The 14,614-nt window shown below is 44.6% G+C and carries 11 protein-coding genes; 7 read left to right on the top strand and 4 right to left on the bottom strand.

Annotated features, from left to right (window positions below; all coding sequences use genetic code 11):
- From ETF27_RS06895 to dut, 3 genes are all read right to left on the bottom strand, one after another.
- Positions 1 to 900 carry a DUF4292 domain-containing protein gene (locus ETF27_RS06895; RefSeq protein WP_130830495.1) on the bottom strand — a complete coding sequence of 300 codons (900 nt, stop codon included), beginning with the start codon at positions 898 to 900 and terminating at the stop codon, positions 1 to 3.
- Positions 897 to 2,585, bottom strand: coding sequence for a tetratricopeptide repeat protein (locus ETF27_RS06890; RefSeq protein ID WP_130830494.1), 1,689 nt, complete (start codon positions 2,583 to 2,585; stop codon positions 897 to 899). The genes ETF27_RS06895 and ETF27_RS06890 overlap by 4 nt, the downstream gene beginning before the upstream one ends.
- Before the next feature lie 156 nt (positions 2,586 to 2,741).
- Positions 2,742 to 3,179: a dUTP diphosphatase gene (gene dut / locus ETF27_RS06885; RefSeq protein ID WP_130830493.1), complete on the bottom strand. Its 438-nt coding sequence runs from the start codon at positions 3,177 to 3,179 to the stop codon at positions 2,742 to 2,744.
- Positions 3,180 to 3,303: 124 nt separating this feature from the next.
- Between dut and dgt the strand changes: the two genes are divergently transcribed.
- The 7 genes from dgt (at position 3,304) to ETF27_RS06850 (ending at position 13,144) form a co-directional block, all read left to right on the top strand.
- On the top strand, positions 3,304 to 4,641 hold the full coding sequence (dgt, locus tag ETF27_RS06880; protein WP_130830662.1) for a dGTP triphosphohydrolase: 1,338 nt from the start codon (positions 3,304 to 3,306) through the stop codon (positions 4,639 to 4,641).
- Between the two features lie 3 nt (positions 4,642 to 4,644).
- Complete coding sequence (locus ETF27_RS06875; RefSeq protein WP_130830492.1) at positions 4,645 to 5,640, top strand: YqiA/YcfP family alpha/beta fold hydrolase; 996 nt, start codon at positions 4,645 to 4,647, stop codon at positions 5,638 to 5,640.
- 6 nt (positions 5,641 to 5,646) lie between these two features.
- Entirely contained in the window at positions 5,647 to 9,024 is a 3,378-nt protein-coding gene (locus tag ETF27_RS06870) for an AAA domain-containing protein (protein WP_130830491.1), read from the top strand.
- Positions 9,025 to 9,951: 927 nt separating this feature from the next.
- Entirely contained in the window at positions 9,952 to 11,094 is a 1,143-nt protein-coding gene (gene sucC, locus ETF27_RS06865; protein WP_130830490.1) for an ADP-forming succinate--CoA ligase subunit beta, read from the top strand.
- Between the two features lie 39 nt (positions 11,095 to 11,133).
- Positions 11,134 to 12,003, top strand: a complete 870-nt coding sequence (gene sucD, locus ETF27_RS06860) for a succinate--CoA ligase subunit alpha (RefSeq protein WP_130830489.1) — start codon at positions 11,134 to 11,136, stop codon at positions 12,001 to 12,003.
- A 237-nt stretch (positions 12,004 to 12,240) separates the two neighbouring features.
- Positions 12,241 to 12,711 (top strand): transcription elongation factor GreA, encoded by a 471-nt coding sequence (gene greA / locus ETF27_RS06855; RefSeq protein ID WP_130830488.1) that lies wholly within the window; start codon positions 12,241 to 12,243, stop codon positions 12,709 to 12,711.
- 34 nt (positions 12,712 to 12,745) lie between these two features.
- Positions 12,746 to 13,144, top strand: a complete 399-nt coding sequence (locus ETF27_RS06850) for an HIT family protein (RefSeq protein ID WP_130830487.1) — start codon at positions 12,746 to 12,748, stop codon at positions 13,142 to 13,144.
- A gap of 107 nt (positions 13,145 to 13,251) precedes the next feature.
- Here the strand turns inward: ETF27_RS06850 and ETF27_RS06845 are convergent, their stop codons facing one another.
- Positions 13,252 to 14,343 carry a mannose-1-phosphate guanylyltransferase gene (locus ETF27_RS06845; RefSeq protein WP_130830486.1) on the bottom strand — a complete coding sequence of 364 codons (1,092 nt, stop codon included), beginning with the start codon at positions 14,341 to 14,343 and terminating at the stop codon, positions 13,252 to 13,254.
- Positions 14,344 to 14,614 lie beyond the last annotated feature (271 nt).

Genomic DNA, 14,614 nt, shown 5'->3' with positions numbered 1-14,614 from the left:
CTAAAGTGCTGTTAATTTCTCAAGGATTTCTTCAATTCCCACTTTTCGATATTTGTTCGATGGTTGGGTTATACTCTCCCAATTGGCGTTATCGTTGAGTCCGGAAAGACTGAATTTGGCTTTGAGCGTTTTTCTTTGTTTGGTTGCTTGTGTGCGAATGATAACTTCTTGTTCGGTGGGGAACTTCTTTGACCCGAAGTTTTGGAAGTTGTCATACTGCCAATTCAATGTAGAGATACCATGCTCCGTGCTTGTGTATTTCACTTCCGCTTTGCCGATAAGTCCGGAGAACGATTCAGCCATCCATTTATAATCCATTCTTCCGTCCTTGAGCGTAATGGGGACGTAAGCTTGGTTGGGTGATTGAACTGTGGTAAGGTTCACATTGAAAGTCTCCAGTTGGTTTTCTCCTACTCGTTGTTTGCCCGGGATGAAGAGTTGGTTCCAAAACAAAGCCTGCAGAGTGTAGAAATTGATGCCGTTGTCTTTCAAGAAAGCCACCTCGTTGTAGCCGGCTTTTACGTATTGTTTGTGCATGCGATCGATAAAGAGGACATAGTTCTTGGTAAATTCAATCCTCCCCACCTCACTGCGTATGATGGGTACCAACAGTTGAATACGCACCACCTCATCCTTCCTCATTCGTAGGATTCCCGGAACGGAAATGTTCTTGGAGCCGTTGTTGAGGGTGAATGACAAGTCGGCGACCAAATTTCTTTGATATAATGCGCGGTCGGCGACCTTTTGCACAAATTGCAACCTTTGCTTCTTTTCCGAACTTTGTGTTGTAGTTATCGGTTGTTTCGTGGTGGACGATTGCTCCGTTACCGATTTCTTTGTTCCGCATCCCGCAAAAATAGATAACGCGAAGATGGCGATGCTTATGTTTCGTATGTTCATTTCTTTATGTATTTCTTTTGTTCTATCTTTTTCTTCAATAGCTTGCTGTCATTGCCCGCCTTTGCTGCTTGCTGCCAATAATCCAATGCCTTACTTTGGTCGCCAACGTTGAAGTAGATGTCGCCGGCATGTTCGAGTACGGTTCCACTGAGCGATGTATCGTACTTCATGACCTGGTCAATATAGATTCTTGCCTCTTCGTATCTTTCTTGTTTGAAAAGAATCCATGCGTAGGTGTCTAAGAATGTGGCATTTTCCGGTTCGGCTTTTACTGTTTTATAGCTCATTTGCTCCGCCTTTTTCAGGTCTTTGTTGTTTTCGCTCAGATAATAGGCATAGTTGTTGAGTGCAGGTGCATAGTCGGGCTTCCATTGCAGGCAACTGTCGTATGCCTCGTATGCCTCTTTATCCATTCCTTTTTCGTGCAGAATGTCGCCCATAACGGCATAGAAATCGGCAACAAGGTCGGGATTGCTGTCGGGCTTTATCTGACTTACCCCTTTGCGAAATGTTTTCAAGGCTTCGTCATTGTCATGTTTCATGTATTGTGCGAAGCCCTGATAATAGTAGAATGCCATCTCCTCCGGGTTATATTCTTGCGCGGGACGACAGATTTCGATGACTTTGTCGTAATCTTGTGTTTCCCAAGTGTTTTGTAACAATGCCAAGCGCGCCCCGGTATTGTCGGGCTCTATCTCCACCGCACGTTCATAAACCTCATTAATGGTGGCTTTCGGAGCATTTTGCAGGGTAAAATAGGCGGCTTTCATCAAGACGATGTCGGCATCTTCTTGTGGCAAAGCCAATACCTTATCAAACAATTTCAGCACTTTCAAGCTGTCTTTGTTTTCCTCTTTCTGACTCTCCATGATGACTTGTCGCAACAGAGCCATTTTGGTTTCTTTTTCGGTTTTGGGGGATAGAAGAATGTTTTGAGTGATTTCGTCAACGGTTTTTTGGTCTTTTACATCCCGGTAATAGTCTAATAGCGAGAGCTGTGCAAACGAATTGTCGGGTTCCTCTTTCAAAACTGCCTTGTATTCCTGAAACGCCTGTTTCTTTTTATTATTCTGAAAGAGCCAATTTCCCAGCATAACCCTATAATTCAACTCCAGCGGATGGTTTTGAACGAGTGCCATCAATACTGCCTGCTCTTTCTTTTTATCTCCCATCTGTTCGTAAATCTGCATTTTTGAGAGCGAGAGGTGTTCGTTGCTTCCCATCAATAGCTCCAATCGGTCCAGTACTTCCAACATTTTCTTGAAGTCATTTTTTGTTCCGTAGAGATGATATAGTATCTGAAGCACATCCTCACGCGTCTTGTTTGTGGCATATAATCGTTCGTAGGCATCGAGTGCGCTTTCGTAATCTTTCTGAGTAAGGTAGAACAGCCCCAATTTCTCAAGATAAGTGGTGTTATTAGGTGCCAGTTCCGCTGCTTTCTCGAAGTGAGTACGTGCTTGTTTGACGTCCTTCATTTTCATATAATAACCGGCCAATTCGTAATACGCTTCCGGTGCGTTGGGATTGATATCCTTGGCATGGGTAAAAAGGTCGAAAGCGGCAGTCATATTCCCCAACTCCTGTTGTATTATCGCCTCAAGGAAGAAATAGTTGTAGCGTGGCAAGGTGTCATTGTCAGGAATGGCATTTGCCATCAATGCCCATCCCCATAGCATTGCCATCAATACAATTCTCCTGCCATGTCTTTTATAATCAGTATTCAATCAGTTGTCCTCCGTTGTTAAAATCGTTGTAGAAGCTTTCCCGGGTATAAAAAAAATCCCTCTTGCGTGTGGCGAATGACCTCCGGGTATTGTTCACATTCCAACTTGTTTCGTTCACTTCACTCCGGTATGACCATATCCTCCTGCGCCACGTTCTGTCTCATCGAGTATTTCCACAACTTCAAACTCTGCTTGTTCGTGGCGAGCGATGATCATTTGCGCGATGCGTTCGCCGGCGTTGATTACAAAATCTTTCTCAGAGAAGTTGATGAGCAATACCATAATCTCTCCTCGGTAGTCGGCATCCACCGTTCCCGGCGTGTTAAGCACCGTGATGCCATGTTTTAATGCCAAGCCGCTGCGAGGTCGCACCTGAGCCTCATAACCGGCGGGTAGGGCTATATGCAGGCCTGTCGGGATTAATCGGCGTTCCATGGGCTTGAGGGTAATGGGACACGTTATGTCGGCACGAAGATCCATACCCGCACTCTGTGATGTTGCATAGGTTGGAAGGGGTTGTTTGCCTTTGTTTACAACTTTAATCTTAATCATAATTCCTTTTTATTATGTGCAAAAATAACGAATTCCGTCCACATAGATGAATTTTCAAGGCTAAAAAGCCCCATTTTAGCCAATTTTAATTACTTTTGCGTGTGCGAATCTTTTTATGATTATGATGTATTGGCAAAAACTTATTTCCAACAAGCGGTTCGGACAAGAAGATCGACACGCGCTTCGACACGATGATCGGTCGGAATTTAAGCGCGATAGCGACAGACTTATCTATTCCGCGCCGTTTAGAAGACTTCAGAACAAGACACAGGTTTTCCCACTTCCCGGGAGCGTCTTTGTGCATAACCGGCTTACCCATTCTTTGGAGGTTGCCTCCTTGGGGAAGTCCTTGGGCGACGATGTGGCTCGACAGCTCGTTCGCAAACATCCCGAACTCCGGGGAACACTCTTTGAGGAGATTGGAACCATTGTTCAAACTGCCTGTTATGCTCACGATATGGGTAATCCTCCTTTTGGGCATAGTGGTGAGAAAGCCATACAAGCGTTCTTTCGCGAAGGTGCCGGAGCTGAAATAAAACATCTTGTGCGACCCCGTTTTTGGAATGATATCATTCATTTTGAGGGTAATGCCAATGCGTTTCGCCTGCTTACCCATAGGTTTTTGGGGAGGCGTGAAGGAGGCTTCGTGATGACCTATTCCACGCTTGCGAGTATAGTGAAATATCCTTTTTCCTCAACGTTTGCCGGAGAGCATGGTAAGTTCGGATTTTTTGAGTCAGAAGAAGCCACTTTTCGCAAGATTGCCGATGAGTTGGGAATTATGCGTAAAGACACCTCCGGCGAAAGCATGGCGTATATTCGTCATCCATTAGTATATTTGGTGGAGGCTGCCGACGACATATGCTATGAGATTATGGATATAGAAGATTCTCATAAGCTCAAGTTGCTGTCTTTCGATGAGACGGCGGAGCTCCTCCTTGGCTTTTTCGATGAAGCCACACAACACGCCATTCGCTCCAGAGTAGTGAAGGAGGGCGTTACCGATAAGAATGAGCAAGTGGTTTATTTCAGGGCTTGTGTCGTCGGACTGCTTGAAAAAATGTGCGTAGATGTGTTTGTGGAAAACGAAGAAGCCATTCTCAACGGCACTTTTAAAGGTTCGTTGATAGACCATATTCCTGAGCTTCCCGGGAAGAATTATCGCCACTGCTCCAAGGTGTCGGTTGAAAAGATCTATACCAGCAAAACTGTTCTTGATGTGGAACTGTCGGGCTATAAAATCATGGAAACACTCATGGAAGCTCTCACCGGTGCGGCTGTCGCTCCGGAAAGATTCCACAGTCAGCAGCTCATCCGTAGGTTCTCAAGCCAGTACGACATTCGTAATCCGAATTTGGAAGACCGCATCATGGCAGTAATCGATTATGTCAGTGGAATGACGGATGTTTATGCTTTGGATATCTATCAGAAAATCAATGGAATCAGCTTACCGATTATTTAAGTTATGGAAAATCAATATCAAAAAACATTCCCGGATTTGATGACGGGAAAAAAGATAATGTATGTCCACGGCTTCATGTCTGCGGGATCTACTCATACTGCCCAGATCTTACGCGATTACATGCCGGAAGCCACCATTCTTGCTCCCGACCTCCCCATTCATCCCGAAGAGGCGATGAAACTGCTCCGCAGACTCCAAAAAGAGGAGCAGCCCGACCTCATCATAGGCACTTCCATGGGGGGGATGTACACCGAAATGCTTTATGGGACGGATAGGATTTGCGTAAACCCTGCCTTTCAAATGGGTTCTACCATCAGCGAGAGCAACATGTTGGGCAAACAGGTGTTCCAAAACCCACGAAAAGATGGTGTGCAGGAGATTATCGTTACCAAGGCTCTGCAAAGAGAATATAAGGAAATCACCGAGCAATGTTTTGCCAATGTTACTCCCGAAGAGCAACAACGAGTCTATGGACTTTTCGGAGACAAGGATTCGGTGGTTCATACCTTCGAGTTGTTTCAGCGGCATTATCCCGGAGCCATCCGCTTTCATGGCGAACATCGGTTGATAGAAAAAGCTGTATTCCATTACCTGATGCCCATCGTTCGTTGGATTGACGACAAGCAGACGCAACGAGAACGTAGAACGGTTCTCATTGATTGGACTACGTTGTGTGATGACTACGGAAAACCAAAGTCGAGTCTGCACAAGGCTTACGAATTTCTGCTCGATTATTATAATGTTTATTTTGTTGTTCCCGCGCCAACCAATGAACCTGAACAATTGACCGAGGCTCAGGCATGGATAGAGGAAGTATTTAGCGCGCCGGCATGGAATCACGTCATTTTCACCAATCATCCTCAATTGCTTTATGCCGACTATCTCATTTCCATTCCGAAATCGGATAATTTTATGGGAACACTCCTACGCTTCGGCAGCGATGAATTCAAGACGTGGGAGGAGGTGATTGTCTTTTTTCAACGACTGGGTGGACAATAAGCAATCATGACTGTTTCAGAAGAACTCTTTCGCAGAATATTTGATGTCTTATCCTTGCCTGCTAAGCAGCAGGATGTCCGGAATAAGTTGATGCACGATATTCTTGTGCGGGTTTGTCGGGAAGGGTTGAAAAGTACGCGACATGGATTCGGAAACCTCTCATCACAAGTCGATTCTCTTTGTCGCAAACACAAAGTCGCTCCCCGGGACGTTGTAGCCATCCATGCCATGCGCCGACACAGTAATTCCATTGCACCAATATTGCCGGATGATTTCGCTTACGATTGCAGGGCTTTGGCTATCTTTGTCTCCGCCGTGTTTGGCGAGGCAATACCGGCTTTCCTTACGGGCAAGATTCCGACGATGGGAAGGCACGTTGAAAATATTCAACTTTCCAACTATAAATGTATTCGTTGCACTGTGCTTGCTTGGGATGATGCCACCATTAAGGTTGGTGTCCTCAATCAAGCATTTGGCAATGACTGTCTCGTGGTTGATTACGCGAGTTCTCCCGATTATATCGACTTCACCTATCTGCGATTTGTATTGAGAGTGGGAATGCAACTCAACCTGCTTGACTGCGGAGTCGTTAGAAACCATGTGCAACCCAAAATCATTGTGGTGGAGCCGGACTACCTCTTGGATATTTCGGCTGTTGCCAACTGCTTTGAGGATTATGGGCATCATCCATTGCTTTTCACCGTGAACCGAATGAAGCCAAGAACGCTCAATCGGCACACACTATTGGGTAATTTCGCGGGCGCGGCACTCGATAATGTCATTAACCATCCGGAATGTAAAACAGAGGATATCATTCGGTCGAACTTTCGTGATAAAGCATTAGACCATGCCTTATGTGGCGACTTCAACGTGTCAGAGTTTCTCCTGAACGCAAAACTTCAGGTAAAACACATAAGAGAAATCGTGGACGAAATATTTGCTACTTACAAACGCGATAAGGCTATATTAGAGCCTTCGTTCGTTTGCGAGCATTTGGGGCTACAAGGACGTGTCGATCTCATGACAACCGATTTGCAATTGCTTGTGGAACAGAAGTCAGGCAAGAACTTTTATCTTGCTTCTCACCGTCCGAACAAGCATGGGTCACTTCACATTGAGAAACATTACGTACAAGTTTTGCTTTATTTCGGCATATTACAATACAACTTCCTCCGCAGTGGGAAAAGTACCGACATCCGATTGTTGTATTCCAAATATCCGCTTCCGGATGGATTGTTGGAGGTCGAGCCACTGAAGAAACTGATGATGGAGGCAATAAAATTCCGCAATCAGGTGGTGGCAACGGAATATTGGATGGCGAACAACGATTTCTCCAAACTCATTCCCAAACTCATTCCACAAACATTGAAAACGGAAAAATGCAACGAGGGTTTTTATAATCGATATGTTTTGCCCGATATTACAGCCATTCTGAAACCACTGCACGGTCTGTCTCCGTTGGAAAAATCTTATTTTTGTCGCATGATGCGTTTTGTCGTAAAAGAACAGATCATTTCAAAAGTAGGTTTCCGGGAAGGAACTGGCAGTTGTAACGCGGATCTTTGGAATATGCCATTGGCTCAAAAAATAGAAACGGGAAACATCTATGTCGGATTGACCATCAAGCGAAAAGCCCGAAGTACCGCCTTCAGTGGTTATGACACTATTACGCTCAATGTTCCGGAATTAAACGATGAATTCTTGCCTAATTTCCGTCGGGGCGACATGATTTATCTCTATTCTTATAAGAAGGGAAATCTGCCCGATGTTCGGAAAAGCATACTTTTCAAGGGTTCGATGGAAGCCGTGTCCGATAAAGAAATCACAGTGCATCTGAACGATGGGCAGCAGAATCCCGACCTTATTGCCGGCGACTTCTTTGCCGTTGAACACGGCGGCAGCGACATTGGTAGCGCAACGGCGATTCAAGGTCTGCATACTTTCATCACTGCCAACGAGAAACGCAAGCAATTGCTGTTGGGACAGCGACCGCCACTTTCAGATAAAAGTCTGCGACTGACTCGCGACTATCATCCCGATTACGATGAAATTATCCTGAAAGCCAAACAGGCACAAGACTGTTTCCTACTTGTGGGACCACCGGGAACGGGCAAGACGTCCATGGCTCTGCAATTCCTCGTGCGGGAACAGTTGGCGGAAAATGAAAATGCCTCTGTCTTGCTTCTGTCCTACACCAACCGTGCCGTGGACGAGATTTGCGGAATGTTATCAGATACCGGAATAGATTATGTCAGAATTGGCAATGAGAACAGCTGCAGCCCGGTCTTCAAATCTCGTCTGCTGTCGAACGTGATGGCGCAAGTGCCAACGCTGGAAGGCATAAGGCAGACGCTTGCCAACGCTCATGTCATCGTGAGTACTATCTCCTCGCTGGCGGCTCGATCCGGAATCTTTAACGTGAAACATTTCGACTTGGCAATTATCGATGAAGCCGGTCAAGTGCTTGAACCTAACCTCATGGGCATCCTTTCTGCCAAGAATCCCTCTTCCTTGGATAAGATCGACGGTGAGGCTATCACCAAGTTTATCCTCATCGGAGACTATAAACAGCTGCCTGCCGTTGTGCAACAAGATGCTGAAGAATCCGCCGTCGCCGATCCGCTGTTGAAAGCCATTGAACTGGACGATTGTGCCCACTCTCTTTTTGAACGATTAATCCGGATGGAACGCTCGGCAGGTCGTTCCGATTTTGTCGGCACTTTGCGTAAGCAAGGACGCATGCACCCGGATATCGCCGAGTTCCCCAATAGATATTTTTACATGCGTGAACAGTTGGAATGTGTGCCATTGGCACATCAACGCGAACTCAGACTGCCTTACGACGTGGAGAGTGAAGATGCGGCGGATGACTTCCTGAAGGCGCATCGCGTGATTTTCATTCCCTCAGACTCTTGTAGGCAACCCAATCTTTCAGAGAAAGCAAACATGGAGGAAGCAAGAATAGTTGCCGATACCATCCGTCGCTTGTACCGGCAAATGGGGCAGGCGTTCAATCCTCGGAAATCAATAGGAGTCATTGTACCTTATCGCAATCAGATAGCCCTGATTAGGAAAGAATTGGAAAAACTCAACTTGCCGGCACTTGCCGATATAAGCATCGATACTGTGGAACGCTATCAGGGCAGTCAGCGCGATGTCATTATCTATTCTTTCACCATTCAAAGTCGTTATCAGTTAGAGTTCCTTACTGCCGGTACCTTTGAGGAGGATGGACAGATTATCGACCGCAAACTCAATGTGGTCATTACGCGAGCACGCAAACAACTCATACTCACCGGAAACGAGGTTACGCTTCGACAAAATGCGACTTTCTCAAAACTCTTGGATTATATAAAGACGAAAGGTGGATACAAAACAAAATAAATTCTCGCTTTCTCTACTTCAAGGAGAACATAGAGGCATAAAAAAAGGACTACCGCTGTAGTCCAACCTTTGTTAACCTTAAATCTAATACTATGAAAAACACGTTGCAAAGATAAAGGATAATTCTGTAGATTGCAAATAAATTGACCGAAAATTCATCAATTTGACGTAATTATTGATTTATATCAAGTCAAAAGCAATATAAATACGGAAAATATGTATAAATCTCAATCTTTATCAATCGTGGAACTTCCATTTTTCCATGGTGAGAAATAAAAGCTTCGTTATTCGCTTGTACAATGGTGTTATGAGGAATCGGGTCGATATACTTTCCGAAAGCTAAGGTATTACATTCCAAAAGCTTATCTTTTGCAATGCAAAAGCTTAGCTTTTGGAACGCAAAAGCTAAGCTTTTAAAATGGGGTTTGTAAGTGGTTGAGTGTCAGGTGTTTTGAAATGTGATAAAAAGGGTTGGGAAAAGGTGTTGTTGATTGATGGGATGGCAGAAGCGAAAAAGCCCCACAATCCCTTGAGGACGGTGAGGTTTTTTGGAGAGGATTGTCGGGGCTGGCTTTTTAGCGAGTGGCTTTGTTTTACCGATTCTTTGCCGAGGCGTCATGATGTTATGGCTTCGCCCCAAAGTAAACTTTCATTCAGGCTGCCAAAGTCTTTGCGCGAATGAATTTATAATTGGACCATTCTAATCATATTTATTAAAAAGTACTTGCAAGTATCAATTTTATTTTTTACATTTGCCCCATAAATAGAACAATATTAAAATAAATGAACTACTTACTACATTATATACACTGCGAATATATGCTACTAATTTATTATACCGGTGTTTTTTCGTCATTGCATTAATCATGGTAAGTCTGCTTGGAAAATTATAATATTATATTAATGTATTAACAAATTATATTTACTATGAAAGTCTACGAATATCAGGCAAAGGAAATTTTTGCAGCTTATGGTATGGCTGTGCAATCGGGTTTCGTTTGTCGTACTCCGGAAGAAGCCGTAGAAGCTTATCGAAAACTCGGTGTTGAATTGGCAGTAATCAAAGCACAAGTACACACCGGCGGTCGTGGCAAAGCAGGTGGCGTTAAACTGGCCAAGAGCGAAGAAGAGGTGAAACAGCGTGCCACCGATATATTAGGAATGGATATCAAAGGGTTTACCGTTGATCGCGTTCTCGTTACCGAAGCTGTGGATATTGCCTCGGAGTTTTATGTTAGTATCGTTATTGACAGAAAAACGAAAGGTGCGATCATGATGCTTTGCCGCGAAGGTGGTGTCGATATCGAAACCGTGGCAAAAGAGTCTCCGGAAAAGATTGTTAAGATTCCAATCGACCCCTTACTTGGATTGCCCGATTATCTCGCTCGCGAGGCAGCCTTTAAGCTTTTCGATGATATGGCTTACGTGAAACAGGCGGCTCCCCTTCTGCAAAAGCTTTATCGTTTGTTCAAGGAAAAAGACGCGTCGTTGGCGGAAATCAATCCACTCGTCATTACAGAACAAGGTCAGGTGATGGCAATCGATGCCAAAATGACATTCGATAACAACGCTCTTTTCCGCCATCCGGATATCTTTGAAATGTTTGAGCCTACAGAAGAGGAAAAAGTTGAGCAAGAAGCTAAAAGCAAGGGTTTCAGCTATGTGAACCTCGGTGGTGAAATTGGTTGTATGGTGAATGGCGCCGGGCTGGCTATGGCCACGATGGATATGATTAAGCTTTACGGCGGTACTCCTGCCAATTTCCTTGATATCGGCGGCAGCTCCAATCCTACAAAGATTGTAGAGGCAATGAAGCTCTTGATGTCCGACAAACACGTGAAGACAGTTCTCATTAATATCTTCGGCGGTATTACTCGTTGCGATGATGTTGCGCAAGGTTTGATAGAGGCATTTAAGACCATTGAGACGGATATGCCTATCGTTATTCGCCTGACTGGTACTAACGAAGAACAAGGACGCGAACTTCTGAAAGGCACTAAGTTTAATGTGGCGCATACAATGGGTGAGGCCGGAAAAATGGCGGTTGAACTGTGCGCAAAGTGCAAATAATTAACCGAATAGTCGTATAAAATAAAAACTGGAAACAAAATGAGTATTTTAATCAATAAAGATACACGACTTATCGTACAGGGTATAACGGGTCGTGACGGCGGATTTCACGCAAAGAAAATGAAAAAATATGGTACCAACGTGGTAGGTGGTACTTCTCCCGGCAAGGCCGGACAGGATGTGGACGGCATACCCGTCTTCAATACCGTGAAAGACGCAGTGGCAGCGACAAATGCCAACACTTCGGTGATTTTCGTTCCGGCACCTTTTGCCAAAGATGCCATGTTGGAAGCCGCTGACGCAGGCATCAAACTCATCATCTGCATCACGGAAGGCGTTCCGACACTTGACGTGGTTGAAGCTTATCGTTACATTCGCGACAAGGGTGCGAACTTGATCGGACCGAACTGTCCGGGACTTATCTCACCGGACAAGAGCATGGTGGGTATCATGCCTACCAATATCTTTAAGAAAGGACACACGGGGGTTATCAGCCGAAGTGGCACGCTGACCTATGAGGTGGTGGCTAATCTTACGGCTGCCGGTTTCGGACAATCCACAGCTGTGGGAGTTGGTGGCGACCCTATCGTGGGACTATACTTCCAAGATTTGCTGGAAATGTTCCAAAACGACCCTGATACCGATAGTGTTGCCATCATTGGCGAGATTGGTGGTGATGCCGAGGAACGCGCGGCGGAATTTATCAAGAAGAACCTTACGAAGCCTGTTGTGGCATTCATTTCCGGTCGAGAGGCTCCCAAGGGAAAGCAGATGGGACACGCGGGTGCTATTATCTCCAGCGGCTCGGGTACGGCAGCAGAGAAGGTCGCTGCTTTCGAGGCTGCAGGTGTTCCCGTAGCGCGTGAGACAAGCGAAATTCCTGAGCTTTTGAAAGGACTGATGAAATAATAAGCTAATTCGCACTTTATTTATATTGCTTTATTACCGGCGAAATCCGCAAGATTTCGTCGGTGGTAAAGTATTTTTAACCTATAACTTTTGGTCGTTCCGAAAAATAAGAATACCTTTGCATCGTATAATAAATTGATGAGGAGATGATATGTATGGGATTCCGACAGAAGTTGTTGGAATTCTATTTCTTTTTATCTCCACCTGAAAAACGTATAAACTTAAAATAGAATAATTATGTCTTATATGTCACAAGAGGGCTACGACCGACTCGTGGCTGAACTGAAGCAGTTAGAATCAGTGGAACGCCCCAAGGCATCGGCAGCCATCGCAGAAGCGGCTGATAAGGGCGATTTAAGCGAAAACTCTGAATACGATGCAGCCAAGGAAGCACAACGCCATTTGGAAGCCAAAATCAATGAGATGAAACTTACCATCGCGCAAGCAAAAATCGTGGATATGTCTCGACTTAGTGATGAGGCGGTACAAATCATGTCAACGGTTGAAATGACTAACATGGCGAATAACTCCAAGATGAAATATACAATTGTCAGTGAAACGGAAGCTAACCTTAAGCAAGGGAAAATCTCCATACACACACCTATTGCGCAAGGGCTGCTCAATAAGAAAGTGGGTGATGTCGTAGAGATAAAGATTCCACGCGGAACCATTAAACTCCGGGTGGACAAGATTTCCATTAATCTGTAATCCTATCGTATAACAATAATTTTATTTTGTGGTCATGACAATATTTTCAAAGATAGCCGCAGGCGATATTCCAAGTTATAAATGTGCGGAAAGCGAGAAGTTCTATGCTTTTCTTGACATCAATCCCGTTGCAAAAGCTCATACGTTGGTCATACCGCGTAAGGAGGTGGATTATATCTTCGACATGGAAGATGATGATTTGGCAGAATTTCAACTCTTTGCCAAGAAGGTGGCACGTGCCTTGAAGACAGCTTTTCCCTGCAAGAAAGTGGCACAGATAGTGCTCGGGCTTGAAGTAAACCACGCTCATATTCATCTCATCCCCATGAACAGTGAAGGTGACGTGGACTTTAAGAAACACATAGAGGTATCACCGGAAGAACAGCAGGGCATCGCGAACAAGATTTTTGAGGAGTTTAAGCGATTGGGATAATCTATTCTCCGGTTTTTGGGGCATTTGTTCCGGTATGGCGAAAGGCGAAAAGCAGGTAGCTGCTTCTCGCCTTTCGCTTTTTTAGCATGACGGAACAATATTCCCCTCTATACAAATTCATCGCCTTTCTTTAGTTGGATTTCGTTCACGTATTTAAGAATGAGAGACGAAGAGTCTTCTTTCTTACAAATCAGCAGCACGTTATCATGCTCTGCCACGATATAGCCATCCAGTCCGTTGATAACTCCTAAGCGTCCTTTTGGCAACTTGATGATATTGTTTTTGCAATCATCGATGACTACATCCGAGTCGATGACCACATTGTCGCCCATGCCTCTGCTTCTCGATTCGTAAATGCCGTGCCACGTGCCGAGGTCAGCCCATCCGAAATCACACTTCATTACATAAACGTTGTCCGACTTTTCCAGCACACCGTAGTCGATGGACAGGTTGGGGTAGGAGGGATAAAACTCTTGAACGAAATTATTTTCCTCCTCAATGCTGAAGTCTTTCATTCTCGCATCAAGATTTCTCAGCACGGAAGGAAGAAAGTTGTAAAGGCTGTTGGTGAGATATTGCACGTTGGAAAGGAAAAGTCCGGTATTCCAATACCATTCCTTGCTTTTCAAAAACATTTCTGCAAATTCCTTATCGGGTTTCTCCGTGAAAGCCTTTACTTTATATATGTTGTTTATTCCTGTCGAGTTTCCCATCTGTATGTAACCATAGCCCGGCTCGGGGCGTGTGGGTTGTATTCCCATTGTCAGAAGACAGTTGTGATGACTCACGAAGCTCAACCCTTCGAGAACGTTTCTTAAAAACGCTTCCTCGTTGAAAACTCGTTGGTCGGAAGGCGATACGATGATGTTTGCTTTCGGGTTTAGTTTTCCAATCCGATGAGTAGCCCATGCCACGCTCGGCGCAGTGTTTCTGTGAATAGGTTCTGCCATGATGTTGTCGCGTTCTACTTCCGGTAGTTGTTCGCGTACGATATCAAGATATTGTTGGCTTGTATTGATGTAGATATTCTCTTTCGGAAACATCCGGGTAAATCTGTCGAATGTTTGTTGTAGCAAGGTTCTTCCCTCACTAAAAAAATCGATGAATTGTTTAGGTAGTTCTTCGCGACTGCTTGGCCATAGGCGTCTCCCTTTGCCTCCTGCAAGGATTAAGCAGTAATAATTTTCCGTTTTTGTCATTATCATAGAATGTTAGACCCTTGGATTAATAACCCAAAGTTATCTCATAAAATTATATCCGGCAAATGTTTTAAGAAATAAATAATTATTTTTGGAAACTTTCAATCGTCGTGGCATGTTTTTCAAACGGATAGGGAGATGGTGGGTTCTGACTTGTTTTTTTTTGTTCACTGTCGCCAATTGTTCACTGGTTTGAGGGATAAAAATCGAGTTTGATAATGTTGTAAAGCGTTAATTGCATTAATGTGTCGTGCTAATTCCAAATAGAAGT

This window comes from Prevotella brunnea, from assembly GCF_008016795.1.
Lineage (GTDB): Bacteria > Bacteroidota > Bacteroidia > Bacteroidales > Bacteroidaceae > Prevotella > Prevotella brunnea.
The sequence above is the reverse complement of the archived record's forward strand: the minus strand, read 5'-3'. Positions and strand labels throughout refer to the sequence as shown.

Excerpts from the sequence above, each read along its gene's own strand:
- ETF27_RS06890 (WP_130830494.1), bottom strand. The coding sequence starts at position 2,585 with ATGGCAATGCTATGGGGATGGGCATTGATGGCAAATGCCATTCCTGAC.
- sucC (WP_130830490.1), top strand. The coding sequence starts at position 9,952 with ATGAAAGTCTACGAATATCAGGCAAAGGAAATTTTTGCAGCTTATGGT.
- dgt (WP_130830662.1), top strand. The coding sequence starts at position 3,304 with ATGTATTGGCAAAAACTTATTTCCAACAAGCGGTTCGGACAAGAAGAT.
- ETF27_RS06850 (WP_130830487.1), top strand. The coding sequence starts at position 12,746 with ATGACAATATTTTCAAAGATAGCCGCAGGCGATATTCCAAGTTATAAA.
- greA (WP_130830488.1), top strand. The coding sequence starts at position 12,241 with ATGTCTTATATGTCACAAGAGGGCTACGACCGACTCGTGGCTGAACTG.
- ETF27_RS06875 (WP_130830492.1), top strand. The coding sequence starts at position 4,645 with ATGGAAAATCAATATCAAAAAACATTCCCGGATTTGATGACGGGAAAA.
- ETF27_RS06895 (WP_130830495.1), bottom strand. The coding sequence starts at position 900 with ATGAACATACGAAACATAAGCATCGCCATCTTCGCGTTATCTATTTTT.
- sucD (WP_130830489.1), top strand. The coding sequence starts at position 11,134 with ATGAGTATTTTAATCAATAAAGATACACGACTTATCGTACAGGGTATA.
- ETF27_RS06845 (WP_130830486.1), bottom strand. The coding sequence starts at position 14,343 with ATGACAAAAACGGAAAATTATTACTGCTTAATCCTTGCAGGAGGCAAA.
- ETF27_RS06870 (WP_130830491.1), top strand. The coding sequence starts at position 5,647 with ATGACTGTTTCAGAAGAACTCTTTCGCAGAATATTTGATGTCTTATCC.
- dut (WP_130830493.1), bottom strand. The coding sequence starts at position 3,179 with ATGATTAAGATTAAAGTTGTAAACAAAGGCAAACAACCCCTTCCAACC.